Source organism: uncultured Haliea sp. (genome assembly GCF_963973825.1).
In the GTDB taxonomy this organism is placed as follows: Bacteria; Pseudomonadota; Gammaproteobacteria; order Pseudomonadales; family Halieaceae; genus Haliea.
This window is the reverse complement of record NZ_CAXBAE010000001.1, coordinates 500,104-526,975: the sequence shown is the minus strand read 5'-3', so window position 1 is coordinate 526,975 and position 26,872 is coordinate 500,104. Positions and strand designations below refer to the sequence as shown.

Annotated in this window: 26 protein-coding genes and 2 tRNA genes; 9 read left to right on the top strand and 19 right to left on the bottom strand. The window is 62.9% G+C overall.

The genetic code is table 11. From position 1 onward, the window contains the following. Window positions 1-13: 13 nt before the first annotated feature. The 3 genes from AACZ17_RS02470 to AACZ17_RS02460 all read right to left on the bottom strand — a co-directional run bounded on the left by AACZ17_RS02470 (window position 14) and on the right by AACZ17_RS02460 (window position 3,516). Complete coding sequence (locus AACZ17_RS02470; protein WP_290744863.1) at window positions 14-1,069, bottom strand: amidohydrolase family protein; 1,056 nt, start codon at window positions 1,067-1,069, stop codon at window positions 14-16. A gap of 172 nt (window positions 1,070-1,241) precedes the next feature. Then, window positions 1,242-2,147, bottom strand: a complete 906-nt coding sequence (locus AACZ17_RS02465; RefSeq protein WP_290744806.1) for a TauD/TfdA family dioxygenase — start codon at window positions 2,145-2,147, stop codon at window positions 1,242-1,244. Between the two features lie 64 nt (window positions 2,148-2,211). After that, window positions 2,212-3,516, bottom strand: coding sequence for an MFS transporter (locus AACZ17_RS02460; RefSeq protein WP_290744804.1), 1,305 nt, complete (start codon window positions 3,514-3,516; stop codon window positions 2,212-2,214). A 233-nt stretch (window positions 3,517-3,749) separates the two neighbouring features. Here AACZ17_RS02460 and AACZ17_RS02455 point away from each other — a divergent pair, with 233 nt between their 5' ends. After that, a complete protein-coding gene (locus AACZ17_RS02455) occupies window positions 3,750-5,297 on the top strand; it encodes a bifunctional GNAT family N-acetyltransferase/carbon-nitrogen hydrolase family protein (RefSeq protein ID WP_290744802.1) in 1,548 nt (515 codons plus the stop codon). An 81-nt stretch (window positions 5,298-5,378) separates the two neighbouring features. Here the strand turns inward: AACZ17_RS02455 and AACZ17_RS02450 are convergent, their stop codons facing one another. Then, a complete protein-coding gene (locus AACZ17_RS02450; protein ID WP_290744800.1) occupies window positions 5,379-6,671 on the bottom strand; it encodes a DEAD/DEAH box helicase in 1,293 nt (430 codons plus the stop codon). Between the two features lie 425 nt (window positions 6,672-7,096). Here AACZ17_RS02450 and AACZ17_RS02445 point away from each other — a divergent pair, with 425 nt between their 5' ends. Continuing rightward, window positions 7,097-7,891: a methyltransferase gene (locus AACZ17_RS02445; protein ID WP_290744798.1), complete on the top strand. Its 795-nt coding sequence runs from the start codon at window positions 7,097-7,099 to the stop codon at window positions 7,889-7,891. Between the two features lie 25 nt (window positions 7,892-7,916). Here the strand turns inward: AACZ17_RS02445 and AACZ17_RS02440 are convergent, their stop codons facing one another. The 14 genes from AACZ17_RS02440 to AACZ17_RS02375 all read right to left on the bottom strand — a co-directional run bounded on the left by AACZ17_RS02440 (window position 7,917) and on the right by AACZ17_RS02375 (window position 19,077). After that, window positions 7,917-8,330 carry a DUF6691 family protein gene (locus AACZ17_RS02440; protein WP_290744796.1) on the bottom strand — a complete coding sequence of 138 codons (414 nt, stop codon included), beginning with the start codon at window positions 8,328-8,330 and terminating at the stop codon, window positions 7,917-7,919. Next, window positions 8,327-8,788, bottom strand: a complete 462-nt coding sequence (locus AACZ17_RS02435; protein WP_290744794.1) for a YeeE/YedE family protein — start codon at window positions 8,786-8,788, stop codon at window positions 8,327-8,329. Before AACZ17_RS02435 ends, AACZ17_RS02440 begins: the two co-directional genes overlap by 4 nt. Then, the gene (locus AACZ17_RS02430; RefSeq protein WP_290744792.1) at window positions 8,788-10,047 is read right to left on the bottom strand and encodes an outer membrane protein transport protein; all 1,260 of its coding nucleotides are present in this window, start codon (window positions 10,045-10,047) and stop codon (window positions 8,788-8,790) included. The genes AACZ17_RS02435 and AACZ17_RS02430 overlap by 1 nt, the downstream gene beginning before the upstream one ends. Before the next feature lie 174 nt (window positions 10,048-10,221). Beyond that, a tRNA-Met gene (locus AACZ17_RS02425) sits at window positions 10,222-10,298 on the bottom strand. 64 nt (window positions 10,299-10,362) lie between these two features. Beyond that, on the bottom strand, window positions 10,363-11,469 hold the full coding sequence (gene aguA / locus AACZ17_RS02420) for an agmatine deiminase (RefSeq protein WP_290744790.1): 1,107 nt from the start codon (window positions 11,467-11,469) through the stop codon (window positions 10,363-10,365). Continuing rightward, window positions 11,466-12,341, bottom strand: coding sequence for an N-carbamoylputrescine amidase (gene aguB / locus AACZ17_RS02415; RefSeq protein ID WP_290744788.1), 876 nt, complete (start codon window positions 12,339-12,341; stop codon window positions 11,466-11,468). Before aguB ends, aguA begins: the two co-directional genes overlap by 4 nt. An 11-nt stretch (window positions 12,342-12,352) precedes the next feature. Continuing rightward, on the bottom strand, window positions 12,353-13,447 hold the full coding sequence (gene ychF, locus AACZ17_RS02410) for a redox-regulated ATPase YchF (RefSeq protein ID WP_290744786.1): 1,095 nt from the start codon (window positions 13,445-13,447) through the stop codon (window positions 12,353-12,355). A gap of 61 nt (window positions 13,448-13,508) precedes the next feature. Next, window positions 13,509-14,081 (bottom strand): aminoacyl-tRNA hydrolase, encoded by a 573-nt coding sequence (gene pth / locus AACZ17_RS02405; RefSeq protein ID WP_290744784.1) that lies wholly within the window; start codon window positions 14,079-14,081, stop codon window positions 13,509-13,511. 44 nt (window positions 14,082-14,125) lie between these two features. Then, complete coding sequence (locus tag AACZ17_RS02400; RefSeq protein ID WP_290744782.1) at window positions 14,126-14,770, bottom strand: 50S ribosomal protein L25/general stress protein Ctc; 645 nt, start codon at window positions 14,768-14,770, stop codon at window positions 14,126-14,128. Between the two features lie 72 nt (window positions 14,771-14,842). Next, a complete protein-coding gene (locus AACZ17_RS02395) occupies window positions 14,843-15,775 on the bottom strand; it encodes a ribose-phosphate pyrophosphokinase (RefSeq protein ID WP_290744861.1) in 933 nt (310 codons plus the stop codon). 38 nt (window positions 15,776-15,813) lie between these two features. Then, window positions 15,814-15,888: transfer RNA gene (locus AACZ17_RS02390), tRNA-Gln, on the bottom strand. 17 nt (window positions 15,889-15,905) lie between these two features. Beyond that, window positions 15,906-16,736: a 4-(cytidine 5'-diphospho)-2-C-methyl-D-erythritol kinase gene (gene ispE, locus AACZ17_RS02385; protein WP_290744780.1), complete on the bottom strand. Its 831-nt coding sequence runs from the start codon at window positions 16,734-16,736 to the stop codon at window positions 15,906-15,908. Further along, the gene (gene lolB / locus AACZ17_RS02380; protein ID WP_290744778.1) at window positions 16,733-17,344 is read right to left on the bottom strand and encodes a lipoprotein insertase outer membrane protein LolB; all 612 of its coding nucleotides are present in this window, start codon (window positions 17,342-17,344) and stop codon (window positions 16,733-16,735) included. Before lolB ends, ispE begins: the two co-directional genes overlap by 4 nt. Further along, entirely contained in the window at window positions 17,341-19,077 is a 1,737-nt protein-coding gene (locus AACZ17_RS02375; protein ID WP_290744776.1) for a tetratricopeptide repeat protein, read from the bottom strand. Before AACZ17_RS02375 ends, lolB begins: the two co-directional genes overlap by 4 nt. A gap of 228 nt (window positions 19,078-19,305) precedes the next feature. Here AACZ17_RS02375 and hemA point away from each other — a divergent pair, with 228 nt between their 5' ends. The 6 genes from hemA (at window position 19,306) to rhlB (ending at window position 25,455) form a co-directional block, all read left to right on the top strand. Continuing rightward, window positions 19,306-20,679, top strand: coding sequence for a glutamyl-tRNA reductase (gene hemA / locus AACZ17_RS02370; RefSeq protein WP_290744774.1), 1,374 nt, complete (start codon window positions 19,306-19,308; stop codon window positions 20,677-20,679). Continuing rightward, window positions 20,676-21,761 (top strand): peptide chain release factor 1, encoded by a 1,086-nt coding sequence (gene prfA, locus AACZ17_RS02365; protein WP_290744772.1) that lies wholly within the window; start codon window positions 20,676-20,678, stop codon window positions 21,759-21,761. The genes hemA and prfA overlap by 4 nt, the downstream gene beginning before the upstream one ends. Further along, window positions 21,761-22,594, top strand: coding sequence for a peptide chain release factor N(5)-glutamine methyltransferase (gene prmC, locus AACZ17_RS02360; RefSeq protein WP_290744770.1), 834 nt, complete (start codon window positions 21,761-21,763; stop codon window positions 22,592-22,594). Before prfA ends, prmC begins: the two co-directional genes overlap by 1 nt. Then, a complete protein-coding gene (locus AACZ17_RS02355) occupies window positions 22,584-23,342 on the top strand; it encodes a HesA/MoeB/ThiF family protein (protein ID WP_290744768.1) in 759 nt (252 codons plus the stop codon). Before prmC ends, AACZ17_RS02355 begins: the two co-directional genes overlap by 11 nt. Before the next feature lie 67 nt (window positions 23,343-23,409). Then, window positions 23,410-24,024: a DoxX family protein gene (locus AACZ17_RS02350; protein WP_290744766.1), complete on the top strand. Its 615-nt coding sequence runs from the start codon at window positions 23,410-23,412 to the stop codon at window positions 24,022-24,024. A gap of 258 nt (window positions 24,025-24,282) precedes the next feature. Continuing rightward, a complete protein-coding gene (gene rhlB, locus AACZ17_RS02345) occupies window positions 24,283-25,455 on the top strand; it encodes an ATP-dependent RNA helicase RhlB (protein WP_290744859.1) in 1,173 nt (390 codons plus the stop codon). Here rhlB and cysZ read toward each other — a convergent pair. Next, window positions 25,441-26,244 (bottom strand): sulfate transporter CysZ, encoded by an 804-nt coding sequence (gene cysZ, locus AACZ17_RS02340; protein WP_339637631.1) that lies wholly within the window; start codon window positions 26,242-26,244, stop codon window positions 25,441-25,443. The genes rhlB and cysZ overlap by 15 nt on opposite strands. A 14-nt stretch (window positions 26,245-26,258) precedes the next feature. Here cysZ and smrA point away from each other — a divergent pair, with 14 nt between their 5' ends. After that, the gene (smrA, locus tag AACZ17_RS02335; RefSeq protein ID WP_290744765.1) at window positions 26,259-26,864 is read left to right on the top strand and encodes a DNA endonuclease SmrA; all 606 of its coding nucleotides are present in this window, start codon (window positions 26,259-26,261) and stop codon (window positions 26,862-26,864) included. Window positions 26,865-26,872 lie beyond the last annotated feature (8 nt).

The following is a 26,872-nucleotide window of genomic DNA, read 5'->3' as shown; positions in this document are numbered from 1 at the left end:
GTACCCGTGCTTCTTAACGGAAGTACGCCGCGACGTCCGCCAGTCTCCGCTTTGGCGTGCCTTGTACGCAGCGCGCCTGGCTACAGCGTGCTACGTGCTGGGGACAAACGCCCCGGGTCGGCAGCAGGGCGAGGAAGTTGCCGCGCGCTACCTGATGCGCCACCTCTTTGGGCAGCGCCTGCAGGAACGGTTCGAACTCTGCCAGCTTCTCCCCCAGCCTGCCGTATTTTCCCAGCAGATCGGAGCCGATCATGAACCGGTCGGGAAAGCGCGAGACCAGAGCGACCCAGCCGCTTACGGGCTGGTCGTTGCTGTCCAGTAAATAGGGCCGCAGTACGCTCCAGGAGAGGTCGATGTAAAGATTGGGATAGGTTTCCAGGATGCGCGTGATCTCCGGCAGCAGAAAAGCCATCGTGCCCTGATGCCGGTGCAGGGTCTTGCTGGTTCCTGCATGCGCCCAGATGATGTTCACGTCCGGGAACCTGGCCAGGGCGGCCTCCACCTCTCCCGCATAGAGCGGGTTGCGCTCCCGCTTGGACGTGATATTGCTGTGCAGCAGGACCGGCAGCCCGTTGTGCCCGGCATAGCGATAGACCCGGAACATCGCGTCACTGTTGGCGCGAGGTGTTTCGCCCTCGGTCAACGCAGTCAGGTCGTCGTGCCGTGTGATCACCTCACCGATGCCTTGCCAGAGCCCAGGGTAGAGCTCGGTCATCTTCTGCAAGTGCAGGTCAGCGTTCTTGTCGGTGGGGTTGAAGCCGCTCAGGAAGGGATGCAGGCGGTCGCGCTGCGCGGGTGCCAGGGCCTCCAGCGACTCGGCCAGATAGGCATCGGTAGCGCTGAACCAGTACACGCCGGCATCATCTCCTGCGTATGTGTCAGGGCGCTTGGGTTCGTTTTCGTGCCACTTCTTCATCAGCGGCATGCCGGACACCATGGCGTTGCCGACACCCGCCGCATCCATGGCGCTGAGCAGCGTCTCCAGCGGTGCGCCTTGCTGGAAAAAATCAACGGTGTGCAGATGACTGTCGGTATACCTGGCCTCCTCACTGGCCGTTGCCGTAATCACAGGGAGCAATAAAGCGCCAAAGATCAAGCGCAGAGCGCGCGTTGCGACTGCGGGGAGAGGCGGATAGGGCATGGGAGTCAGGGGCGCGTTGGAGGCTGGTACCGCAGATTCTAGCAGTCGCGTCCGGCACAGGAACAGTGGCAGATTCCTGCCGCCTCCTGTTCTGGATGGCCTATGCCAGGCGGCCCATAACCACTGTGCTCTTCAGAGTAGTGCGGTGCACCAGACGGGAGGCATCGGGCGGGTTGCCGAATGCGCGGTGCATGGTGCGCAGGTTGTCCCAGAGTACCATGTCATTCGGCGCCCAGTGATGTACGTAACTGAAGCGCGCATCGGTCGCGTGTGCGACCAGGTCATGCAGCAGCGCATCGCCCTCGTCTGCTGGTACACCGATGGCCTCGCGCAGGTGTAGCGGGCTGACACACAAGGCCTTGCGCCCGCTCACCGGATGTTTCCAGACCAGCGGGTGGATGGTGTCTGGAAACTTTGGATAGAACGCTTTCTCCCTCTCCAGGTTGGTTTCGTCGTGGCGTTCCACGTTGGGCCGTCCAAAGCGCATATCGCGAGGGTCGGCAATAAAGCGGAAGCGTGCCTCCAGATGCTCGATGCGCTGCTTGGTGTCCTCCGGCAGGGCATCGTAGGCCGCTGCAGTGTCGATCCACCCCGTCTGGCCACCTGAGTGGGGCATTTCCAGCATGCGCAGCAGCGCACCCCGGTTGGGTGTGGTGGTGTAAACGAGGTCGCTGTGCCAGGGAATGCGACCGACGGTGGCGACGCCGTCGTAGTGGTAAACCGGCGCTGTTTCATCGCTTTTGCGGTTCGACAGCCAGATGAGTTCGGGGTAGCCGTCGACGCGAATATTCTCGATGGGGTGCACCTCCAGTTCGCCGAAAGCGCGGCTCAGCATCAGTTGCTTCTCCGGGCTGTCGCCGATGCCGCGAAACAGCAGAATACCGCGGTCCAGCCAAGCCTCCACCATGGCGTCGCGCAGCGAGGGGCTGATCTCGCAGCTGAGGTCCAACCCGCGAACCTCGGCGCCGATACCACCTGCCAGTGGGACTATGTCGAAGTGCTGCATCGTTCGCTCTCTGCGTTAGGGGCCATGCCCGTGGGTTCGATGGACCGGGTGGTCTACTGGGTGTCTAGAGTGTTGCTGATGACGGCGCCGCGTTCAAGGGCCGCGGCGTCTGGCGCTCCAGGCGGCTGACCAGCCACATGCAGCCCGCTGCAATGAAAAATCCGCCAATAATCAGTGAGATAGGCAGCGTGTAGTCGCCACTGGTTTGGCGCAGCAGCCCCATAAGCGGCGACAGGGTGAACAGCAGCGGCAGCGTGCAGAACCCCATCAACCCGCTGACAAAGGCAAACTGGCTGCGGCCGAACACGCGGGACACAACCACGGCCTTGGCCGTGGACAGCCCGCCAATACACATGCCGATCAGCACCGCGTCCAGCAACAGCAGTGTGAACGAGGCGGGTGTGATGAGGATGAGCCAGACTACGGACTGTAGCAGGGCGTTGCAGGCAATCACGGCTGCCGCGTTATGGCGGTCGGCCAGCCAGCCCAGCAGCAGTGACCCCAACACCGCGCAGCCGCCGGATACGGCAAGTAACAGGGTTGCCTGCTCCATGGACCACTGGCCCTCCACCAGCAGCGGAACCATGTGGGTGTTCTTGGCTACGCCGGCCCCCATCATCAGGCCGGTGGCGATGACCAGCGGCATAAATGCGGGATGCCAGACCACAGCAGACACGGACGGTCGCTGCGGTTTCGCGGTAGCGAGCGCGTCAGCCGCCTCGGCGCTGCCTTTGTGCCCTTTGCTGGCCTGCCAGTGTTCCGGGCTGTCCTTGACCATCAACAGCACCGGTATGACCGTCAGGTAGACGAGGCCGATACCCCGCAGCAAGATCTCAAAGCCGAGAACGGGCAGCAGTTTGACCACAATCAACGGCACCACGGTGACGGCCACAGGCATCATCACAAGCCCGAGTACCAGCCCCTGGCGATGACTGAACCAGTTGTTTACCAGGGTGACGGCGGGCAGCAGCCCGAGCAGGCTGATGCCCGGGCCGATCAGCAGCGCAAAGCAGGCGAGCATAGCGGACGGCTGCTGGGTAAGCGGCAGGCAGAAGAACCCGACACTGGTGAGCAATGCCCCGCTGATCATGACCGAGCGGATGTGCGTGCGCCCCAGCAGAGCGCCGACGAAGGGCGCCATGAGGCCACTGGCCAGTACGACCAGGGAGAATGCGAGGGACGTCTGGGCGCGACCGGCAGCGAAATGCCGTTCGAACTCCATTACCAGTACCCCGAAGGAGCCATAGCACAGACCTACCGCGGCGTTGTGCGCGAGGAAGGCGATGCTGGCCATCACCACTGCGGGACGGCGTGCCGGGTCGCTCACCGGCGGCGTACCGGCCGCGGCTGTTTCACTGGATCGGCGCATCTATTCGGCATCCCTGCTCGGCAAAGGGTCGAGACTAGGTTTCGCTGGCAGCAGCGTCAAGGCCATGATTGCGGGTCATGGCCGGCGGCCCCTGCCAGCACGCAGTCAGCGCCCGTGGCCGGTCAGGCAGATACCGCCCTGTGCAGTTGAAAGAAACAGCACCTGAATGTCCGCTCACGTATACTCTGTGCCTCTGCGAACACCCAGCCATTCACAGCCATCAGGAACAAGATATGGTCGACAACATCACAGGTGAGGACTCTGAGCACAAACTCAGCCTTCGTCACCTGACCCTTGAGGATTACCCGGATCTGAAGGCCATCATGGACAAGGTCTACCCGCACCTCGGGGGTGCGTGGCCGGAAGAAAAGTTTCGCGCGCAGCTGGAGGCTTTCGCCGACGGGCAGATCTGTATCGAGGATCACGGCGTCGTTGTTGCGGTTGCGCTTTCGGTCATCGTTGACTATGACAAGTTCGGTGACCAGCACACCTATGATGAAATTACCGGCGATGCCTATCTCACCACACATGATCCCAAGGGCGATGTGCTGTATGGCGTAGACGTCTGTGTATCCCCCGACTATCACGGTATGCGTCTTGGCCGGCGACTCTATGAAGCGCGCAAGGAACTGTGCCAGAACCTGAACCTGAAGAGCATTGTGGCCGGCGGTCGTATTCCGAACTACGAGAAATACGCGGCGGAAATGACCCCCCAGGCCTACATCGAGTTGGTCAAGCGCAAGGAGATCTACGACCCGATCTTGAGTTTTCAGCTGTCCAATGATTTCGACGTCAAGCGCGTGCTGAAAAATTATCTGCCGGAGGACAAGGAATCCCACGGTTACGCCACGCTGCTGGAGTGGAACAACCTGTACTACGACCCCGGTAAAGCACCGCTGATCGGGGCAACCCGCAGCACCGCCAGGGTGGGCTGCGTGCAGTGGCAGATGCGGCCGCTGCGCTCCGTGGAAGAACTGATCCAGCAGGTCGAGTTCTTTGTCGATGCGCTATCCGACTACCAGTGTGACCTGGCGCTGTTCCCCGAGTTTTTCAATGCGCCCCTGATGGGGTTGGAGCAGCATCGAACCTCTGTCGACGCGATAAAGGCCCTCGCCAGTTTCAGCGATGAGATCATTGACGCAATATCCAAGCTGGCGGTGACCTACAACATCAATATCATTGCCGGCTCGGTGCCGGTCGTGGAGAACGACGAACTCCTGAATGTCGCCTACCTGTGTCGTCGCGATGGAACGCTGGATGCGCAGTACAAAATACACCCGACACCCTATGAAGCCCGGGCCTGGACCATGCGGGGTGGTGACAAACTGCGGGTGTTTGATACCGATTTCGGCAAGATCGGCATCCTGATCTGCTACGACGTGGAGTTTCCGGAGCTTGCGCGATTGCAGTCAGAGCATGATATGCAGATGCTGTTTGTGCCATTCTGGACCGATACCAAAAATGCCTATCTGCGCGTACGCTGCTGTGCACAGGCCCGGGCGATCGAAAATGAGTGCTATGTGGCGATCTCCGGCAGCGTGGGCAACCTGCCGAAGGTGGATGGGGCGGATATCCAGTATGCACAGTCAGCGGTGTTCTCTCCTTCGGACTTCGCCTTCCCTCACGATGCGATCATGGCTGAAACGACGCCCAACACCGAGATGACGCTGATCGTTGACCTGGACCTCGAGAAACTGAATAAATTGCGCAACGAGGGCTCGGTACGAAACTTTCTCGACAGAAGACGGGACCTGTACCGGGTCAGCTGGCTCGAGGAGTAGCACGAGCGCCGGGCCGCCTCAGCAACTGAGGCGGCTCGCGGGCTGGCGATGGTCCAAAACGGCGTCGTCTGGCCCGCGGAATCAGCCGGGGTGCCGATTGCCGCTGGCGGGGCGGGCTCGGGCAGCGTTTCCTGACGCGCCGGGGCGACCGCGGCCCTGCGACCTGCCCCGGCCGCTCGGCTGGTTGCGTCCGCTGCCGCGGTTGCTGCCGTTCTGAATCACCTCGGCCTTGATGCTGGGGTCAACGTCATACCCCGGTGCGTACACTTTCTCGATGGGCTTGCCCAGGAGTTTCTCGATATCCTTGAGCAATTTCAGCTCATCAACGCACACCAGTGAAATAGCGCTGCCTTGCTGGCCCGCTCGTGCGGTGCGCCCGATGCGGTGAATGTAGTCCTCGGGCACGTTGGGCAACTCAAAGTTCACCACATGGGGCAGTTTGTCGATATCGATACCCCGCGCGGCGATGTCCGTTGCCACCAGGGCTCTGATCGCGCCGGCCTTGAAGTCAGACAGGGCCCGGGTGCGCGCCCCCTGTGACTTGTTGCCGTGAATTGCTGCTGCCGTAATGCCGTCCTTGCCCAGTTGTTCTGCCAGTTTGTTGGCACTGTGCTTGGTGCGGGTGAATATCAGCACCTGCTGCCAGTTTTCCTGGCCAATTTTCTCGGCAAGCAGTTCACGTTTGCGCTTCTTGTCGACCGGATACACGGTCTGGCTGACCAGTTCCGTCGCGGTATTCTCCGGTGTCACCTGAATCTGCGCCGGCTGCTGCAGGAATTCTGCGGCGAGGGTCTTGATGTCGTTGGAAAAGGTCGCAGAGAAAAGCAGCGTCTGGCGTTGCTTGGGGATGATCTTCAACACCTTGCGGATATCGTGAATGAAGCCCATATCCAGCATGCGATCTGCCTCGTCCAGAACCAGTATCTCGATCCGTGACAGGTCGATACTGCGCTGCTGGACGTGGTCCAGCAGGCGGCCCGGCGTTGCTACGACAATATCAACGCCCTTGATGAGCTTCTGTTTCTGCGGATTGATACTGACCCCGCCGAAAATCACCGCAGAGCGGAAGGGCAGATGGCAGCCGTAGTCGCGCACGCTCTCATGCACCTGTGCGGCGAGTTCGCGAGTCGGCGTCAGCACCAGCACCTTGGGGTAGCTTTTTTGCCCGGCAGGGTACTTGTCCTGTAACTGTTGCAACACAGGCAGGGTAAACCCTGCGGTTTTTCCAGTGCCTGTTTGCGCCCCTGCCAGCAGGTCTTTGCCCTGCAGAACCAGCGGTATGGCCTGTTGTTGTATGGGAGTGGCCTGACTATAGCCTTGTTTCTCTACTGCGCGTAGCAGTTCGGCCGAAAGGCCGAGTTCTTTAAAATACACGTGATGTTAATCCTGATTTTTGGCTGACAGATCGCCTGGCCAACATGCAAGGTAGCAAATGCTACGTGTTTGATGGCTCGGTCCAGAGCGGGGTGTGTTGCGGTATAGCTGGGGGTACTTTAAGGGTACCGGGTGACACAGAGCGTGAAGCGGATGTGGCGTTACGTTGTGGCGCAGACCGATGTGCGCCAGAAGGAGAAACATGATAGCAAAGCCTGCGTCAAATGAAAGGATTAAATGCTGCTGTTTTTTCGCAACGGCAACGCCGGCTCTTGCGGCACGCCACGCATTTTTCCCCGTTTGGTATGGAAATGCGCCCCGTCTGTCGGGCAGTGCTCGTGTACCATGCGCTCGCCGCAAAACTGTGGCGGTATGACACGGGAACGATTCAGCTGCCCGCGCGGGCAGTCACAGGAGGGGAGAGCATGAACTGGCTGATGTCTGCCGAGGTGTACAACACCATTCTGATTGGCAGTTTTGTCTACGCCGCGTTTATTCTGGTCGGTGCTTTCCTGTCGAAGGCGCCCTATGGACGCTTCGGTGCGGAGGGCAGGGGGTTGTCGCTGTCCCCTCGGCTGGGATGGTTCCTGATGGAGCTTCCGGCCACACTGAGTTTTCTCTGGTTTTATCTGCACGGGAAGAACGCAGGCGAGCTGGTCCCGATGATCTTCCTCGGCGTGTGGTTGATTCATTACGCCAACCGGGGTTTCCTGTTTCCCCTGTTCATGCGTGTCGCAAAGGGCAGCAAAGGCACCTTCGGGTTAATGGTGGTGGTGGCGGGTTGGCTGGTCACTGCCTTGCACGGTTACCTGAACGCAGTCTTCATATCCCATCTGTCTTCACATCTGACGGCTGACTGGTTGACCGACCCACGTTTCCTGCTGGGCATGTCGATCTACGTGTTCGGCTTCGTCATGAATGTGCATTCCGACGCGATCATCCGTAACCTCCGTAGCAAGGCGGAAGTGGAGAGTGGCGAGCGGGTTTATCGCATTCCAGAAGGCGGGCTGTTCCGCTACGTCACCAACCCCAGCTACTTCACGGAACTGCTGTCGTTCACCGGGTTTGCGATTGCAACCTGGTCGCCCGGTGCGCTGTTTGTGCTGTTTGTGAGCGCAGCGAATCTGGTGCCCCGCGCGTTTCAGGTGCACCAGTGGTATCTGAAAAAGTTCGAGGATTATCCGCCAGAGCGTAAAGTCCTGATCCCGTGGATTCTGTGAACGCTTGCGAAGGCGTGCCTCGCAGTCAATCGCGCTGTGCTGCCTGGAACATCCCCGCCACAGCGAGCCCTGGCAGCATGCCCAGCACGACGACCAAAGCCGGCCAGTAAAGGTTCCCGGTGGCAACCACCGCCGGGCCGGGGCAAAAGCCACTTACACCCCACCCGATGCCGAATACGATGCTGCCCAGTACCAATGGCTTGTCGATGGGCCTGGCCGGGGCGTCAGTGGGACAGGCCGGATCGCTGCGTCTCGCCGCCAGCCTGACACCCAGCCAGGAGAGGCTGATCGCGCTGGCCATGACCAGCGCCAGAGATGGGTCCCACTGCCCGGTCAGGTCGAGAAAACCGATGACCTTGGCCGGGTTGACCATGCCTGAGACAATCAGTCCGGCACCGAACAGCAGGCCCGCGAGCAGTGCATTGAGGGTACTTTTCATAGCGAGACACCTCCGTTTACCAGCCGCCACAGGGCAACCGTCACAAAGCCGGCGCCCATGAAGCTGAGTACCGCGACCAGCGAACGCGGAGAAAGCCGGGCCAGGCCGCAAACGCCATGGCCGCTGGTGCAGCCGTTGGCAAAGCGGGTCCCCAGGCCGACAAGAAACCCACCCGTCAGCAGCCGGATCAGGGTTGCGCTGTCGAGCTCGGGTGTCGCAACAGGGGATGGGGTGATCTGCAGCATCACCGGCCACAGCAGCAGGGGTGCCAACACCAGGCCCGCGAGGAACGCCAGGCGCCAGGGCGCGCGCCCCTCGGGCTTGAGCAGGTTGCCGAGTATGCCGCTAATGCCGGCTATCTGGCCGTTGCCGAGCAACAGGAGGCTGGCGGCAAGACCAATCAAGGCGCCACCGGCAAGCGAATGCCAGGGCGTAAACAGATGCCAGGCAATACCCATCAAAACAGTCTCGTAAAGCCGATTGCAAGTATGTTCTGGTGCATGGTGAGGTCGGCCTCGCCGCCACCGAACGGTCCGGGGATAGAATTGGCGCCGCGCACGGTTTTTTCAAGTCCTCGGGTATAGGCAAAATTCCACTCGCTCTTGTCGGACACCGCCCAGCTGGCCCCGAAACTCACATGGGTTTCAATCACGCCCGGTGCAAGAATGTTGAAGAAGGTTTCTCCACCGGGAATGGGCTGATCCATATGGCTGACACCCGCGCGAAGCGTGAGCGCGTCGCTGACCGTATACACGGTGCCGAGTTTGTAGACCTCACTGTCCTCCCAGCCAAAGCCCGGACCACCCGCGACACCCAGTGGCACGCCTGACAACAGGGGTGCCAGCGGGTTACCCACCGAGTCGATATCGCTGTACTGAATCCGCTGCCAATCCGCCGCCAGGGTCAAGGCCTCGTTTAACTGCCAGGCAATACCGGCGCCAAAGGATTCAGGGATGTCGAAGTCGCCGTCGTCCGCGAACAACCCGGCGTAGTCGTCAAAATTGGACATGTCGATCTCGGAAGACCAGGCGATGCCCAGGGTGACGCTGTCACTGACATTGCCCATCCAGCCCAGCTTGACGCCCCAGCCGGTGTTGCTGTCGTGGCCAAGGTCAGTGACGGAGCCGGGTCGGCTGCTGAAGCCGTCGAAGGGCGCCAGGCCTTTTGCCTCGAAACGTTGGTAGGCAAAGGTCGCTGCTGCGCCAAAGCTGTGGTTGCCCGCGCGCCAGGCGACCGAGGGTGTGATGAAAGCCTGCGCCAGGTCAACGCCGGCCATCCCGCTCGCGCCGAAAGCGGCGTAGGGATTGTCGGCGTAGCTGGTGTTCATGCCGCCATTACCATATAGCGCAATCCCCCAGCTCAGTTGTTCATTGACCGCCCGTGTAAAGCCAATGTCGGGCAGCAGGAACCAGGCGTCGTCATTGCCATCATAGCGGCCATCAGCACCCGCGAGGTTGCCTTCAATGACTGAGCTGCGATCAGGCTGGAACCAGGTCAGTCCGGCATCGATTCGATCACCGACCCTGCCGGTGCCCGCGGGATTGCTCGCAGCAACCAGGGCATCCTGCGGCAGTGCCAGGCTGACGCCGGCGACGGCCTGCGCGCGCACGCCGGTGCCGTGGGTAAAGTAGCCGTTGGTTGCCTGTGCCTGGGCAGCCGACATTGCAATGCCGACCAGCAGCAGTGTGCTGGTCAGGTGAGAGTTACTGGAAGTCACGCGAAGTCACCACTTGTGTTCAGGCGTTGTGTCATCATCCGGCTGGGCCGGAAGCCGAGGGTGAGCATCCTAGGGCAGTGAAGCGCGGGAGCCAAAGATCATCAATCGAGTTTAGTGAGAACCGGTCTATCCCCCGTTAATTGGGGAGAGCCGACTGTTTTTGAAAGGAATAAGTGGTAGCTACGGGTGGACTTGAACCACCGACCCCAGCATTATGAATGCTGTGCTCTAACCAGCTGAGCTACGTAGCCACAATTACTGCATGGGACTGCTGTCCCGAGAAGGCGCGCATTTTCCTAATTTTGCCGGGGCAAGTCAAGCGCCTGTCGGCCGTGGCTGCTGTTGCGTGATGCAGTGAATATTGCCGCCTCCGAGCAGGATTTCCCCGCCCGGCACCATCACTACCTCGCGCTCCGGAAAAAGCTTCTCCAGCGTTTTGCGGGCCACCGCATCCATCGGGTCGTCAAACCCGGGCATCACCACGCCGCCATTGACGATGAGGAAATTCACGTAAGAGGCGGCCAGCCGCTCCGGTTGTCCCTCTTCATCCGGTACCTGGCCGATGGCGCCACCCTCACTCTCCAGAACGGCGTAGCGGGCCGAGGGAATGGGAATGGTGTGCACACGCAGCGAGCGCCCCTTGGCGTCGAGGCTGTTCTCCAGCACCGCAAGCGCAGCCCGGCAGCGACTGTAGTTGGGGTCGGCGGCGTCATCGGTCCAGCAGAGCAGGACCTCGCTGGGTGCCACGAAGCAGCAGAAGTTATCGATATGGCCGTCGGTTTCGTCGTTGTACATGCCCTGTGGCAGCCAGATAATGGTGTCGACCGCCAAATAGTCCCGCAGGTAGGTTTCAATCGCATCCTGTGACAGTCCCGGGTTGCGGTTGCGGTGCAGCAGGCATTCCGCGGTGGTGATCAGCGTGCCTTCCCCGTCCACATGAATGGAGCCGCCTTCCAGCACGAAGCCGGGAGTCGCGTAGCGCGTAACGCCCTCCAGCTGGGCCACTTTCCGCGCGACCTGGCTGTCGATGTCCCAGGTGGGGTAGAGGCCGCCATCGTGACCGCCCCAGGCGTTGAAATCCCAGTCTACGGCTGCCAGGCCGCCCGCGTGGTCGATCACAAAGGTCGGGCCGCAATCGCGCATCCAGACGTCATCACTGGAAAGTTCAATAACGCGAGCATTCGGGATGTCAGCCAGCTGTGTCGAGGCGTTCAGGAATTGCGCCTGCGAGGTGCCTACGGTTACCGGTTCGAAGCGCGCGATGGCGGCGATAACCGCCCTGAAGGCGGCCTGCGCGGGCACGGCACCGGCGCGCCAGCTGTCGGGGCGCTCTGGCCAGAGCATCCATGTCCGCGTATGCGGGGCCCATTCCGCTGGCATGTAGTAGCCGTCGGCGCGTGGTGTGCCGGGTTGCGGAGTCACGCGTGTTCGCCGTCCAGTGTGTTGATGGGCGCGTAGAGCGGTGGCCGGCGGTCGCGGAATACGCCCCAGGCCGTGCGCATCTTCTCGATGGCGTCCAGGTCGAAGGTTTCTACCAGCACGCTCTCATGGGCGCCATCCGCATGCTGCACCAGTGCCCCGGTGTGGTCGGCGATGAAGGAGCCGCCGTAGAAGGTGATGTCGCTGTCTTCCTGAACCTCACGACCGATGCGGTTGCTGGCAATCAAGGGCATCAGGTTGGCGCCGGCGTGGCCCTGTTGCACCCGCTGCCAGTGGTCTCGAGAGTGGATGTCGGGGTCGTGGGGCTCACTGCCGATGGCGGTCGGGTAGAACAGCAGTTCGGCGCCCAGCAGTGCCATGCTGCGTGCGCTTTCCGGGAACCATTGATCCCAGCAGATGCCCACGCCGATGCGGGCATAACGGGTATTCCAGACCTTGAAACCGGTATCGCCGGGATTGAAGTAGAACTTCTCGTGGTAGCCGGGGCCGTCCGGAATATGGCTCTTGCGGTAGTTGCCGAGCAGGCTGCCGTCGGCATCGACAATGGCTACTGAATTGAAGCGGGCGCGACCGGCGAGCTCGAAGTAACTGATCGGCAGTACCACCTGCAGTTCCCGTGCAATGGCCTGAAAATGCCGGATGGCGGGATTTTCTGCCATTGCTGTGGCCAGCAGCATGTGGTCCTCATCCGGTTTCTGGCAGAAGTAGGGGGTTTCAAACAGCTCCTGCAGGAGAATGACCTGCGCGCCGGCCCGGTGCGCCTCCCGCACCAGGCGTTCAGCATTGGCGATATTTGCCGCCCGGTCCCAGCTGCAGGCCATCTGGGTGGCGGCGACGGTCACGGTGCGTGCCATGGGCTTCACTCCTACACGTTGAATCGGAAGTGGATAACATCACCATCCTGAACGATATAGTCCTTGCCCTCAAGGCGCCAGCGCCCCGCGTCCTTGGCGCCCTGCTCGCCCTTGTAGGTGATAAAGTCCTCGTAGCTGATGACCTCCGCGCGTATAAAGCCTTTCTGGAAGTCCGTATGGATAACCCCGGCGGCCTCCGGGGCGGTTGCGCCCACGCGCACGGTCCAGGCGCGGACCTCCTTCACACCGGCCGTGAAGTAGGTCTGCAGGTTGAGCAACTGGTAACCGGCCCGGATAACCCGATCCAGCCCCGGCTCTTCCATGCCCAGATCCTGCAGGAATTCCTGACGTTCGGCATCCTCCAGCTCGACGATCTCTGACTCCAGCTTGTTGCAGATGGCCACCACGACAGCCCCCTCGCTGGCGGCGATCTCGCGCACGGTGTCGAGGTAGGGATTTTCCTCAAAGCCCTCCTCGTCGACATTGGCGATGTACATGGTGGGCTTGACTGTGAGCAGGTGCAGGGTCTTCACCAGTGCCCGCTCGTTGTCATCAAACGCGAGTGAGCGCACGGGCAGGGCTTCGTTCAGGTGTGGCAGCAGCTTGCCTTCCAGCAGTGCCTTCAGGGCAATCGCCTCCTTGTCACCGCCCTTGGCGTTACGGGTCACTCGCTGCAGCTGTTTTTCGCAGCTCTCCAGGTCGGCCAGGGCCAGCTCGGTGTTGATCACGTCGATATCCGCCCGGGGGTCGACACGGTTTGCCACGTGGATGACATTGTCGTCATTGAAGCAGCGCACGACGTGGGCAATGGCATCGGTTTCGCGGATATTCGCCAGGAACTGGTTGCCCAGGCCTTCGCCCTTGGAGGCGCCGGCGACCAGCCCGGCAATGTCCACGAACTCCATCGTGGTCGACACCTCGCGCTGCGGTTTGACGATCTCGGCAATGCGCTTCTGGCGCGGGTCCGGTACCGGCACCACACCGGCATTGGGCTCGATGGTGCAGAACGGGAAGTTCTCGGCATCGATGCCGGCCCGGGTGAGGGCGTTGAAGAGGGTCGATTTGCCGACATTGGGCAGCCCGACAATTCCACATTTGAAACCCATGTTTGAATCCTGTGTCTACGGTACGAGTGTGAGGGGGCGAGTGTAGAGCGACGCGCGCGGTTCAGGGCGCACTGAAGCTGTGTAGCTGTGTCATTGCCCGCGTGTCTTCCCCCGCCAGAAACAGGGGCAGGGCATCAATGGCCGCGCCAATACTGGCCTCGATACGCCTCTGGTCAACCGCGCCGGCCCGGCCGAGAACATAACCCGTGACCTGGGACGCGTGGCCTGGGTGGCCAATGCCGATACGCAGTCGGGCGAAACTGTTGTTGTTGCCGAGGCGGGAGACAATATCGCGCAGCCCGTTGTGGCCACCGTGCCCACCCCCGCGTTTGAAGCGAGCGGTCCCGGCGGGAATGTCCAATTCGTCGTGCGCGACCAGAATGGCCTCGGGTGCGATCTTGAAAAAGTTCGCCATGGCCGCAACGGACTGCCCGCTGCGGTTCATGAACGTGGTGGGGATCAGCAATCGAATGTCGTGACCGGCCACCTGGATGCGTGCACTGAGGCCCGAAAAACGGGATTCTGGCTGCAGTGTGGCACCGTATTGGCGTGCCAGTGCCTCGACGAAGTCGGCACCGGCGTTGTGACGGGTTCCCCGGTAGTCGCTGCCCGGGTTGCCCAGTCCGGCAATCATGGATATGGAGCCTGCCAACGCCAGTGCCTCGCCGTTGCGAGAGATCAGTCCTCGCTGCTGTCCGAGCTGCTGTCTTCGGACGAGTCTTCCTCGGCGTCGCTGCCACCCTTGGGTGCAACAACGGAGGCGACCGCGAGGTCGTGGTCTTCGCCAAGAGCCAGGGCAACCGAGGTGACGCCCTGCGGCAGCGTGATGTCTGACAGGTGAATGATTTCACCGGTCTTGACGTCAGCCATGTCCACTTCAATGAACTCGGGGATGTCCGTCGGCAGACACAGTACTTCGATGTCGGTAGCCTGGTGCTGGATCATGCCGCCCTGAACCTTGACGCCGTGGCAGGTCTTTTCATTCAGGAAGTGAATCGGCACGTGAACCTTGATGGCCACGTTCTCGTTGACGCGCAGGAAGTCAGCGTGGGTCACGCTGTTGCGGGCCGGGTGGCGCTGCAGGTCCTTGAGGATCGCTTTCTCTTTTTTGCCGTTGATGTTGATCACCAGCACGTGAGAGAAAAATGCCTCGTTTTCCAGCGATTTTTCCAGATCCTTGCGGATGATGGACAGTGGCTGGGGGTCCTTGTCACCGCCGTAAATGATGGCGGGAACCTGGTCTGCGAGACGACGCAGGCGGCGGCTCGCACCTTTCCCCATGTCCTCACGCACTTCTGCGTACAACTCAAATTGGTCAGACATTGTCTGCACTCCTTTGATAACACACTGCTTCGCCTGCGACCGGCCCGGCAGTGGGTGGGTTATGCGCTGCCCCTACTGGAACAGCGCGCTGATGGATTCCTCGTTGGAAACCCGGCGAATCGACTCCGCCAGCAGGTCCGATATGGTCAGCTGGCGGATTTTCGAGACGGCCCGGGCGTCCGCGCTCAGGGGAATCGTGTCGGTGACGACCAGCTCGTCGAGCTGGGAATTACGAAGATTTTCCAGGGCGCGGCCAGACAGCACCGCGTGTGTGCAGTAAGCCACGACCTTGCTGGCCCCGCGCTCCTTGAGCGCATCGGCCGCCTTGCACAGGGTGCCGGCGGTGTCGACCATGTCGTCCACCAGCAGGCAGATGCGTCCGTCGACCTCTCCGATCAGGTTCATCACCTGGGCTTCGTTGGCCTGGGGGCGGCGCTTGTCGATGATGGCGAGGTCGGCGTCATCCAGCTGTTTGGCGATGGCGCGGGCCCGGACCACGCCGCCGATATCCGGCGATACGACGATCAGGTTCTCGTAGTTGCACTCCAGGATATCGGCGTTCAGGATGGGAGAGCCGTAGACGTTGTCTACCGGGCAACCGAAGAAACCCTGAATCTGCTCGGCGTGCAGGTCGACGGTGAGTACCCGATCAACGCCTACGGACACCATCATGTCGGCAACGACCTTGGCGGTGATCGGCACGCGGGCGGAGCGCACCCGACGATCCTGGCGTGCGTAGCCGAAATAGGGCACCACGGCGGTGATGCGGGCAGCCGATGCACGGCGCAGCGCATCGATCATGACCAGCAGTTCCATCAGGTTGTCATTGGTCGGGGCACAGGTAGGTTGCACGACAAACACGTCCTTGCCGCGGACGTTTTCATTCAGCTCGACCGCGATCTCGCCGTCGCTGAACTTGCCCACGCTGGCTTTGCCCAGGGAAAGATACAGTCGGTTGGCAATCTTCTGGGCCAGTTCCGGGTTTGCATTACCCGTAAAGACCATCAGCTTGGAGGACACGGCACTTCTCTCCTGGGGGGATATGGCTGGGGTGGTAGGATTCGAACCTACGAATGCCGGGATCAAAACCCGGTGCCTTGCCACTTGGCGACACCCCAATAATTCGTTGTAAACTTCAGGCCAGTGCCCTCAGTGCAGGTGATTCGTTGACGCCCTTTGCAACGAAGGAGACCCACTTCCCGGGGACTTCCCGCTGCGCCGCCTGCGCCTGTTCCCGTGTGCCAAAGGCGGCAAATACACAGGACCCGGTGCCAGTCAGCCGCGGCTCGGCAAATTGCCGCAGCCAGTTGAGCGCTTCACCTGTTTCAGGGTAGCGCGCGACAACAACCGGTTCACAGTCGTTGCGGTGTACCCCCTGAAAAAAGGCGGCCATTGTGATCGGCAGGCTGTCTCGTGTCAATTCCCGGTCGGAAAAAATTTCCCCTGTGGGCACCGCACAGCGGGGCTTGAGGATGAGGTACCAGGCCTCTGGCAGGTGGATTGCCGTCAGCACCTCGCCGATGCCCTCGGCCCAGGCACTGTGACCGCCGACAAACACCGGCACGTCCGCCCCCAGGGAGGCGCCCAGGGCCTGCAGGGTGTCGAGGCTCATGTCGAGCTGCCACAGCCGGTTCAGCGCCAGCAGTGTGCTCGCCGCGTTGGAGGAGCCTCCGCCAAGCCCGCCGCCCATGGGAATCTGTTTGTCACAGGTAATCGCGGCGCCCAGTGTACCACGCTGCAGCAGCTGTGCGGCGCGCAGGATCAGGTTGTCCCGGAGGGGCACATCGCTGCCCGGCATGTCCAGGGTGACGGTGCCGCTGTTGTTGGCGGTGAACGTCATCCTGTCTCCCCAGTCCAGGAGCTGAAATACGGTCTGCAAGGTGTGATAGCCGTCCTCGCGTCGGCCGGTAACGTGCAGGAACAGGTTCAGCTTGGCGGGCGATATCAGCGCCACGCTGCTGCTCATGGTTCGCGACCTGCGCGCCAGTGCTGAATGATCACTTTGGCGCGTGTGGCACCGCGCTCCAGCGTCAATCGCGTGGGCAGGAAGTACACGCCCACCTGCTGGTAGCGCTCGTAGCGTATCCGCCAGCCCGACTGCTGCAGGGTCTGCAGCAGGTCATCGGCGATGTCCAGCACATCGGGCGGGGGCGTCGGGGCGGGAATGCCCTTGAGCCAGTGGGGCAGGGCCGCAAGCGGCAGATCCCAGCCCGTCTCCTGCGCCATGACATCCGGTGTCGACAGGTCGAACAAGCGCAGGGACTCTCCCTGCGACACTGCCAGCGTGCGACCATCACTGCGCAGCTCCGTGGCCTGCAGTCCCAGGGGCCCGCTGAGCTGCACCGTGGTGTCGCTTTGCCGCTGTTCCCAGCTGAGACTGGCAGATTCCGACTGTTCCCCATTGCGCAGGGCGATCTTGCCGGTGGCGGACCAGTCGTCCAGCGCGCCCAGCCGTTGCGACCGTTGCAGCCAGGGGCTGTCCGGGAGTGGCGCTGGTGCTGTGGCGCAGCCGGTCAGCCACAGCCCGATGCACACAAGGGCAAGGCGCAGGGCGGGGGCGTACTGCAGATTCACTCGCCTTCAAGCCGTGCAGGGGGCACCTGCAGGCGCTGTAGCGTCTCCAGCAGGGTGCGGTGTTCGGGATCCAGCTGCAGCCCGTTGCGCCAGACGGCGGTGGCGTCCTCCTCACGACCCAGGGTCCAGAGCACCTCGCCGAGATGCGCCGCGACCTCGGGATCCTTCAGCCCCGTCCAGGCCCGTTGCAGGTAGTGCAGCGCCTCTTCCGCCCGGTTCTGCCGGAACAGCACCCAGCCCATGCTGTCCAGGATGGCCGGTTCCTCCGGGGCCAGGGTAAGGGCACGGGAAATGAGCTGCTCGGCTTCCGCATAGCGGTTGGTGTGGTTGCTCAGGGTGTATCCCAGCGCGTTCAGCGCCGTGGCGTTGTCCGGGTTGTCTTCCAGGATATGCCTCAGGTCCGCCTCCATGCCGTTCAGGTCGCCCAGTTGCTCGCGCAGCATGGCGCGACTGTAGCGCAGGGAGCCGGCCTCCGGCAGCGTGGCCAGGGCCTGGTCCAGCAGTGCCAGGCTGGCTTCCAGCAGGCTGGCCCGGGTCAGCAGCTCGGACTCGAGCGCGAACAGCTGCTCCGTCAGAGTGGGGTAGCTGGCGCGCTGCTGGTCGAAGAAGGCGGCGCTTTCGCTGACGTTGCCCTGCTCGATCAGCAGGCGCCCGACCCGTCCGCGTGCATTGAAGAATTCCCGGCTGCTGGGGTCTTCGACCTGTGTGTAGGCGGCGATCGCCTCCTCGGGGCGTCCTTCCTGCTCCAGGATACGCCCGAGGTAGTAATTCGCCTCGTCGACCCGCTGTTCCAGCGCCAGCACCTGTCGCAGGTAGGCCTTGGCCGCCAGCGTGTCGCCCGCATCCTGGTTGAGCAGGGCCAGGGACAGCAGCAGGTCGCCGTCGCGCGGGGAGCGGGCCGAGAGAATTTCGAACTGGCGGCGCGCAGCGCCGATGTCGGAGCGGGTCAGCAGACGGGCGTACTGGAGGCGCAGGGCGCTGTTGTCCGGTTGCTCTTCCAGCGCAGCTTCGATGCGCTGGAACGGCCGTTCCTCCTCCGCTTCCAGGCGCAGCTTGGCGTCCAGCATGAGACCCTGGGTTTGCCCGGGGTCCAGCGCCAGCAGACGCTCCAGAGCAGCGCGAGTGCCTGCCGCATCACCCAGCTCGTCGCGGATCAGGGCATGCGTGAGCAGCAGGCCGGTATCGTCGGGTCGTTCCGCCAGCAGGGTGTCGACGGCGTCATCGAGTGCGGCTTTCTCGGTAGCCGGCAGCTCGCGGAAGCCGCTCAGCAGCATGGGGAAGCTGGTGCGCAGGTCGTTGCGCGCGACCACTGCCAGGTGGGGTACCGCCTGCGCCGGATGACCCTTGCGGATCAGCAGCGTCGCCAGTGTGTTGTTGGCCTCCGGACTGTCGGGGTCCAGTTCGACCCAGAGGCTCACCGCCTCATACGCCTCGGCTTCGCGCTTCATGAACTGGGCGAGGTGTGTGGCGTGTGCGCTGATCGCGGGATCCCGCAGCAGCCGGGCCTGTTCCAGGTAGGTGGTCAGCGCGGTGTCGTAGTCGCTGCGGCGCAGGGCAAACTCGGCCAGCAGCAGCGGGTAGAGGCTCGCGGCCGGAAAGGCGCGCTCCGGTGGCTCCGGGACCTCGGCAGCGGCAGCGGCCGGCGCCGGGTCCTTGGCCGGCGCAGCAGGTGGGGTGGACGCGCAGCCCCCCAGCGCCAGCAGGAGCGCACTTGTCAGCAAGAGTCGGAGCATGGTCAGGACAGGTATCGATATCCGGCGTGAGGCAGCAATAGTGACACACTCAGGGGTTGAATCCCAAGTGGTGTAAAGCGGATCGCGGGCGATGCCGCCGGCGGCAGCCTCACAAGATGCCTGTCATTCAGCGCATATCTTGGTAGAATCATGGGCTTATCAGACAGGATGTGGTTCGGTTTGCGGCGTCTACCTGGCCCGCCACCCCTCCGGAGCCCCTCGCGCGCTATGAATCTCATTGCCCTCGGAATCAATCACAACTCGGCTGGCGTCGAGGTGCGCGAGCGCGTGGCATTTGCACCGGAGCAGGTGACGGAAGCACTGGAGCATGCCTGTGAGCATGCAGGGCTCGACGAAGTCGTGATTCTGTCCACCTGCAATCGCACCGAGCTCTACGCTATCGTGCCGGAGGCGTCCCGCTGTGCGGAGAAGTCCGCGCAGCTCGTGGATTGGATGGCGAACTACCATCATTTGTCCCGCGATGAGTTGCGCCGGGCGGCCTATCACTACGAGTCGGCTGATGCGCTGCGCCACATGGTCAAGGTAGCCAGCGGCCTCGATTCCATGGTGCTGGGTGAGCCCCAGATATTCGGCCAGTTGAAGTCCGCCTATGCGGTAGCAGCGGAAGCGGGCACCATCGGCGCGGATATGGGGCGCCTGTTCCAGAAGGTATTTGCCCTCGCCAAGCGGGTGCGCACGGATACCGCGATCGGCGAAAATCCGGTGTCCGTGGCCTACGCCGCCGTCGACCTCGCCGGCCATATTTTTTCCGACCTGAGCCGCTGCGATGCGCTGCTGGTCGGCGCAGGAGAAACCATCGAACTGGTGGCGCGGCACCTGCTGGAAGCCGGCGTACAACGCATCGTGATCGCCAACCGGACTCTGGGACGTGCGCGCGAGCTGGCGCAGAAGTTCGGCGCCGAGGCAGTGCTGCTGGCGGAGATCCCGGAGCACCTGCCCCAGGCAGATATCGTCATCACGTCGACGGCGAGCCAGTTGCCGATTCTCGGTAAGGGCGCCGTTGAGCAGGCCATCAAGGTGCGCAAGCACCGCCCGGTCCTGATGGTGGATATTGCGGTTCCCCGGGATATAGAGCCGCAGGTGGCGGATCTGCCCGATGTCTACCTGTACACAGTGGATGATCTGCGCGATATCGTGGAACAGAACCTGCGCAGCCGCCAGACGGAGGCGCGCAAGGCCGACCAGCTTATCGAAGCCGGTGTCAGCGAGTACCTCGAGGAACTGCGCAGCCTCGCCGCTGTGGACAGCGTGCGGCAATACCGTGACATGGCGGAATCGATCCGTGAGCTGGAATTGCAGCGGGCGCTGCGCGCCCTGGCCCGCGGGGATGACCCGCAGCAGATCGTCGCCCAGCTGGCGCGCGGCATCACCAACAAGCTGATTCACGCGCCCACTGCCGGCCTCAAACGGGCCAGCGCCGAAGGTCGCCAGGATCTGCTGGCAGGCGCCCGCCGCCTGCTGGGTCTGGATGACGCCGCGCACAGCGCCCCCGGCGCCAGCCGCCTGGAACCCGTGGAGGACGCCCCGGCATCCACCTCTGCACCGCAAGCCCAATCCCGAGTCGACCGAACCCTGCAATGAAAGCTTCCCTGCTGACCAAACTGGATGCCCTCACTGATCGCCACGAGGAGGTCTCTGCACTGCTCGGCGACGCCGAGACGATCGCCGACCAGAACCGCTTTCGGGAACTCTCCCGCGAGTATGCCGAACTGGAAGAGGTGGTCAGCTGCTATCACCAGTACAGCCGCGTGCGCGCAGATCTGGATGAGGCACGCAGCATGCTGCAGGAGGCGGATGCAGACATCGTGGCCATGGCGGAGGAAGAGATCGCCAGCGGCACGGGGCGTCTGGAGGCCCTGGAGCAGGAGCTGCAGGCACTGCTGCTGCCGCGGGACCCGCAGGACTCCTGCAACGTGTTCCTCGAGATTCGCGCCGGAACCGGTGGCGACGAGGCCGCAATTTTCTCCGGCGACCTGTTTCGCATGTACAGTCGTTACGCGGAGACCATGGGCTGGAAGATCGAGGTCCTGTCCGAGCGTCCGGGTGAACACGGGGGCTTCAAGGAAATCATCACGCTCGTTGAGGGGCGCGATGTGTATGCCCACCTCAAGTTCGAATCCGGTGCACATCGGGTGCAGCGTGTGCCGGAAACCGAATCCCAGGGCCGCATTCACACGTCTGCCTGTACGGTAGCGGTGATGCCGGAGCCGGACGAGGTCGCCGTCGGTGCCATCAGCAAGGCGGATATCCGCGTCGACACCTTCAGGGCCTCAGGTGCGGGTGGCCAGCACGTCAACAAGACCGACTCTGCGGTGCGCATCACACACCTGCCCAGCGGCATTGTTGTCGAATGCCAGGATGAGCGCTCACAGCACAAGAACCGGGCCCGGGCGATGTCCCTGTTGCAGGCAAAATTGCAGACGTCAGCGCAGGACAAGCAGGCCGCAGAGCAGGCCGAGCAGCGCCGCAACCTGGTGGGCACCGGGGATCGCTCCGATCGCATCCGCACCTACAATTTTCCCCAGGGCCGCGTCACAGACCACCGCATCAACCTGACGCTGTACAAGCTTGACGAAGTCATGCAGGGGGAACTGGACGCCATCATCGGCCCGCTGCGTCAGGAGTACCAGGCGGATCAACTGGCGGCCATGGCGGCACACTGATGCTGACGGTCGACGCCTGCCTGCGCGCCGGCAACGACCTGCCGGGAGACAGTGCGCGCCGCGATGCCGAAATCCTCCTCACCCATGTGCTGGGCAAGCCCCGGAGTTGGCTCTACGCCTGGCCCGATGCGCAACTGACACCCGCACAGGCTGCCCGCTATGCAGCCCTGCTGGCCCGCCGCCGCGCCGGTGAGCCGGTAGCGTACCTGATCGGTGAGCGCGAGTTCTGGTCGCTGCCGCTGCGGGTGACCGACGCCACGCTGATTCCCCGCCCGGAGACCGAGACGCTGGTTGAATGGGCCCTGTCATTACCCTTGCCCCACGATGCCAGCGTGCTTGACCTCGGGACGGGCACCGGGGCCATCGCCATTGCCCTGGCGGTGGAGCGCGCGGGCTGGCAACTGACTGCACTGGACTGCTGCAGTGCGGCCCTTGCGGTGGCAGAGGACAACATCGCGCGGCTGTGTCCGGGGCGGGTGCGCTGTCTGCAGTCCGACTGGTTCGCGGCGCTGCAGGGTACACGTCACGCGCTGATTGTCAGCAATCCGCCCTACGTGGAGAGCAACAGTCCCTGGCTGGCACAGGGTGATGTGCGCTTCGAGCCTGTCGGGGCACTGGTTGCCGGTGAGCAGGGGCTTGATGACCTGGCACAGCTCTGTTTGGCCGCGCCGGCCCACCTGCTCGCCGGCGGCTGGCTGCTGTTAGAGCACGGCCATCAACAGGGCGCAGCGGTGCGGCAGTTGCTGCGGGAAAGTGGCTTCGAGTCCGTTGCCACGCGCTGTGATCTGGCGGGCAGGGAGCGAGTGACCGGTGGCTGCTGGCATGCTGACTGACGCGGACCTTGTGCGTTACAGCCGGCAGCTGTTGCTGCCGGATTTCGGTATCGACGGACAGCAGGCGCTGGCGGCAGCCCGGGTGCTGATTGTTGGTCTTGGCGGATTGGGCAGCCCCGCGGCCCTGTACCTCGCTGCGGCGGGGGTCGGTCACCTGCGGCTGGCTGACGGCGACGCGGTGACGTCGAGCAACCTGCAGCGCCAGATATTGCATGATGAAACCACCCTGGGCATGAACAAGGCCGCCTCCGCGGTACGGCGCCTGGCGGCACTGAATAGCACGACCCGGCTGCAGCCCATCGCCACGCATCTGCAGGGTCGCGCACTGGCGGAGGCGGTCGCCGGGCAGGACCTGGTCATTGATGCCAGTGATCGTTTCAGCACCCGCTACGCGGTGAATCGGGCGTGCGTGGAGCTGGGGGTGCCCCTGCTGTCGGCCTCCGCGGTGCGTCTGGAAGGGCAGCTGGCGCTGTTTGACACACGCTCGGGCGGCGCCTGCTACCGTTGCCTGTATCCCCTGGCGGCCGCCGATGACGCCCAGCAGGCCTGTGCCGAGTCCGGCGTGCTCGGGCCGGTGGTGGGCGTGCTGGGGTCGCTGCTGTCGCTGGAGGCACTCAAGTACCTCGCGGGCCTGCCAACCCTGCGCGATGAAGTGCTCATGCTGGATTTGCGCACGTTGTCCCAGTACCGCCTGCGCCTGCAGCGGAAGCCGGATTGCCCGGATTGCGGTTCACCTGCAACGCGCTGAATCGCCCCGTCGGCAAACTTTTTGCCCTGTGTGGGGTCACACTGTCACGCACCGGAGAGTATGCTCTATGGATTGGCTGATCGGACTGTATTACCGCTTGCACAACGGCGTCTTTGGCACCTTGCGCCACGTCGACTGGCTGGCGCCACTGGCGCTGCGCCTGTACCTGGTGCCCGTTTTCTGGATGGCCGGGACACAGAAAATCGCCGGCATGGACAACACCATCGAGTGGTTTGCCAACGAGGATTGGGGTCTGGGCTTGCCGTTCCCCGCGCTGCTGGCCCACCTGGCCGCCTACACGGAAGCCATCGGCGCACTGCTGCTGCTTGTCGGGCTCGCCACACGCTGGGTTGCCCTGCCGCTGATGGTGACCATGCTGGTCGCGGCGTGGACCGTGCACTGGCAGAACGGCTGGGCGGCGATTGCAGATTCCGGCGCAGAGGATATCGCGGTGCGCCTTGGCACCGCGCGCGATCTCCTGCGTGAGCACGGCAATTACAGCTGGCTGACCGAGCACGGTAATCTCGTGGTGCTGAATAACGGCATCGAGTTTGCCGCTACCTATTTCGCCATGCTGCTGGCACTGTTGTTCATGGGGGGAGGGCGCTTTGTCAGTGCCGACTACTATCTCTCGCGTTTGTATCCCGGCAGCGGCACGTCCCGGACAAAACTGCTAGACTAGTGCCCCTGTGAAACAGTGCAAGTCCGTGAACCCTGACAGGAAGCAACCTTGATCAAGAGTCTACTCGGCCGCGGCAGCAAAAATGCTGATGGCGCCGCCGCCACACCCCCCCCTCCCGAAGCCTCCGCCAGTGATTCGACGCACGGTAAGCCGCCCCGCGGCCCCGGGCACAGTGACCGCGGACAGGGCAAGTCCGGAAAGCAGCGCGCCCGCCGTTCCCCTGCCCCCGAGAAGCCCTGGAGCCTGGACGACTTTCAGGTGGCGCCGGAAGAGGGCAAGACACGTTTCCATGACCTCGGCTTGCGCGAGGAGCTGATGCGCGGCATCGCGGGGCTCGGTTTCAGTTACTGCTCGCCGATTCAGGCGGCGATCCTTCCGCATACCCTGCAGGGTCACGACGCGATCGGCAAGGCGCAGACCGGAACCGGCAAGACAGCGGCCTTTCTGATTACCGTCTTCAACGACATGCTGTGCCATCCGCAGGAAGGCGAGCGCTTCCTCGGCGAGCCGCGAGCCCTGGTGATCGCGCCGACACGGGAACTGGTTATGCAGATTGCCGCTGACGCGGAGGACCTTGCCAGGTTCACGGGTCTTAAGGTGGTCACGCTGATTGGTGGAATGGATTACCAGAAGCAGTTGAACCGGCTGAACAGCGACGTCGTCGACCTCGTTGTGGCGACGCCCGGTCGCCTGATCGACTTCATGCAGCGCCGCGACCTGTTCCTTGATCGCGTGGAGACGCTGGTGCTCGACGAAGCAGACCGTATGCTGGATATGGGCTTCATTCCCCAGGTGAAACGCATTGTGCGGGCCACGCCTCCCAAGCAGAACCGCCAGACCCTGCTGTTTTCCGCGACCTTCACACAGGACATCATCAACCTCTCAGAGCAGTGGACCTGGGAACCGGTGACGATCGAGATTGAGCCCGATCATGTGGCCACTGACTCGGTAGACCAGAAGGTCTATCTGGTGAGCAGTGAGCAGCGCTATCGCCTGCTGGTCAATCTGGTGCGCAGCCCGGAAGCCACCAGCGTTATTGTGTTTGCCAACCGCCGGGATCAGGTGCGCAGGCTGCATGAACGCCTGCGCAAGGCGGGTGTCTCCTGCGGCATCCTCTCCGGGGAGATTCCGCAGGCCAAGCGCACCAGTACGTTGGCCCAGTTCAAGAAGGGTGATATCAAGGTGCTGGTCGCCACGGATGTCGCCGGTCGCGGCATTCACGTGGATGGTGTCAGCCACGTGGTCAACTACAATCTGCCGGAAGATCCGGACGATTACGTGCACCGCATCGGCCGCACGGGGCGCGCGGGGGCGACCGGCGTGTCCATCAGCTTCGCCAGCGAAGACGACGCGTTCCTGCTGCCGGATATTGAGGCCCTGCTGGGTGAGCGGCTCGAGTGTACCCACCCCCCCGAGTCACTGCTCGCGTAGTTCCTCACACCAGAGCAGGGTGGCGCCAACCACCGCTGCCGGGACCACGAAGAAGTTGATCACCGGTATGCCGGCGCACAGCGCGACCAGGCCACCGAAGCCCAGGCTGCTCAGACGCTTGCGGGCTACCGCCGCTTTCACTTCGGCAAACCCCAGTTGGTGGTTATCGACCGGGTAGTCGACAAACTGGATGCTCATCATCCAGGCGCCCAGCAGGAACCATAGTAGCGGCGCGGCCAGATTGATGCCGGGCACAAAACTGAGCACCAGGACCAGCAGTGCCATGGGCAGGTAGTAGGCCAGTTTGGCCAGTTCCCGCAGCACGGCTCGGGGCACGGAAAGCAGGGCGGCCAGCGGGCCTTCCAGTGCGTCCACGGGCTGCCCGGTCAGGAGTTCCTCGGCTTTTTCGGCGAGCAGGTTATTGAAGGGTGACGCGATCAGCAGTGCCAGTGCGGTAAAGGTGTAGCCGGCAAGCAGGCCAAACACGACCACCAGCAGCGGCCAGATGATCCACTCAAGAAACGCCAGCCAGCCGGGCAGTGCTGCCATCCAGTCGTTGATGGTGCGGTCGAGAAAACTGAACGCAACGCCCAGCAGCGATGCGAAGATAAGCACGTTGACCAGCAAGGGCACGATGACGAACAGGCGCAATGCGGGGTGTGTGAGTAGGCGGGCGCCGCGGAACAGGTAGTCCGCGCCGCGAGCAAGGTTGCCTTCCATAGAAAACATGGCCTCTTGTTGGTTGGCGTGAAACCCGGTGATCTGCCGCGCTATAATGATGCACTGCATGGGAGCGGGAAGCCATGGTTGACGAAGAATCCGAGCTGTTTTTCCAGGAAGTGGCCGATGTGGTGCCACTGAAACGTGAAAAGCGCGTGCCGCTCGTCCCGGGCGCCGATGGCCGGGACCCGTCGGTCGAGGCGCGCCGGCAGGCGGCGGTCAGCGCGCCCGAGGCAGACAGGAATCTGCTCAGTGATCGCGAGGCAGAGCCACTGGACGCCTGGTATGTGCTTGAGTTCAAGCGCCCGGGCGTACAGAACGGCGTGTATCGCAAACTACGCCAGGGGCGCTATGAGCAGGAGGCCCGGCTGGACCTGCACCGTATGACGGTAGCGGTGGCTCGGCGTGAGCTGTTTGCGTTCCTGGAGCAATGCCATGAGCTGGGGCTGCGCAGTGTTCTGCTGATCCATGGCAAGGGCGAACGCAAGGCCGAGCGCGAGCGCAGTGCCGTGCTCAAGGGGCATGTGAACGTGTGGCTGCAGGAAGTGCCCATGGTGCAGGCGTATCACAGTGCCCAGCCGCAGCACGGCGGCACAGGTGCGGTGTATGTGCTGTTGCGCAAGAGCGAGGAGCAGAAGCGCAAGAATCGGGAGCGCTTCATGAAGGGCCGCGTGCCGATTGATCGTTGAGGCTCCCC

Coding starts and splice junctions, on each gene's coding strand:
- AACZ17_RS02465 (WP_290744806.1), bottom strand. CDS start 2,147: ATGCAGCACTTCGACATAGTCCCACTGGCAGGTGGTATCGGCGCCGAG.
- AACZ17_RS02460 (WP_290744804.1), bottom strand. CDS start 3,516: ATGCGCCGATCCAGTGAAACAGCCGCGGCCGGTACGCCGCCGGTGAGC.
- AACZ17_RS02455 (WP_290744802.1), top strand. CDS start 3,750: ATGGTCGACAACATCACAGGTGAGGACTCTGAGCACAAACTCAGCCTT.
- AACZ17_RS02445 (WP_290744798.1), top strand. CDS start 7,097: ATGAACTGGCTGATGTCTGCCGAGGTGTACAACACCATTCTGATTGGC.
- AACZ17_RS02440 (WP_290744796.1), bottom strand. CDS start 8,330: ATGAAAAGTACCCTCAATGCACTGCTCGCGGGCCTGCTGTTCGGTGCC.
- AACZ17_RS02435 (WP_290744794.1), bottom strand. CDS start 8,788: ATGGGTATTGCCTGGCATCTGTTTACGCCCTGGCATTCGCTTGCCGGT.
- aguB (WP_290744788.1), bottom strand. CDS start 12,341: ATGGCACGCACCGTGACCGTCGCCGCCACCCAGATGGCCTGCAGCTGG.
- ychF (WP_290744786.1), bottom strand. CDS start 13,447: ATGGGTTTCAAATGTGGAATTGTCGGGCTGCCCAATGTCGGCAAATCG.
- pth (WP_290744784.1), bottom strand. CDS start 14,081: ATGATTGCCGGACTGGGCAACCCGGGCAGCGACTACCGGGGAACCCGT.
- AACZ17_RS02400 (WP_290744782.1), bottom strand. CDS start 14,770: ATGTCTGACCAATTTGAGTTGTACGCAGAAGTGCGTGAGGACATGGGG.
- AACZ17_RS02395 (WP_290744861.1), bottom strand. CDS start 15,775: ATGGTCTTTACGGGTAATGCAAACCCGGAACTGGCCCAGAAGATTGCC.
- ispE (WP_290744780.1), bottom strand. CDS start 16,736: ATGAGCAGCAGCGTGGCGCTGATATCGCCCGCCAAGCTGAACCTGTTC.
- AACZ17_RS02375 (WP_290744776.1), bottom strand. CDS start 19,077: ATGCTCCGACTCTTGCTGACAAGTGCGCTCCTGCTGGCGCTGGGGGGC.
- hemA (WP_290744774.1), top strand. CDS start 19,306: ATGAATCTCATTGCCCTCGGAATCAATCACAACTCGGCTGGCGTCGAG.
- prfA (WP_290744772.1), top strand. CDS start 20,676: ATGAAAGCTTCCCTGCTGACCAAACTGGATGCCCTCACTGATCGCCAC.
- prmC (WP_290744770.1), top strand. CDS start 21,761: ATGCTGACGGTCGACGCCTGCCTGCGCGCCGGCAACGACCTGCCGGGA.
- AACZ17_RS02355 (WP_290744768.1), top strand. CDS start 22,584: ATGCTGACTGACGCGGACCTTGTGCGTTACAGCCGGCAGCTGTTGCTG.
- AACZ17_RS02350 (WP_290744766.1), top strand. CDS start 23,410: ATGGATTGGCTGATCGGACTGTATTACCGCTTGCACAACGGCGTCTTT.
- cysZ (WP_339637631.1), bottom strand. CDS start 26,244: ATGCAGTGCATCATTATAGCGCGGCAGATCACCGGGTTTCACGCCAAC.
- smrA (WP_290744765.1), top strand. CDS start 26,259: ATGGTTGACGAAGAATCCGAGCTGTTTTTCCAGGAAGTGGCCGATGTG.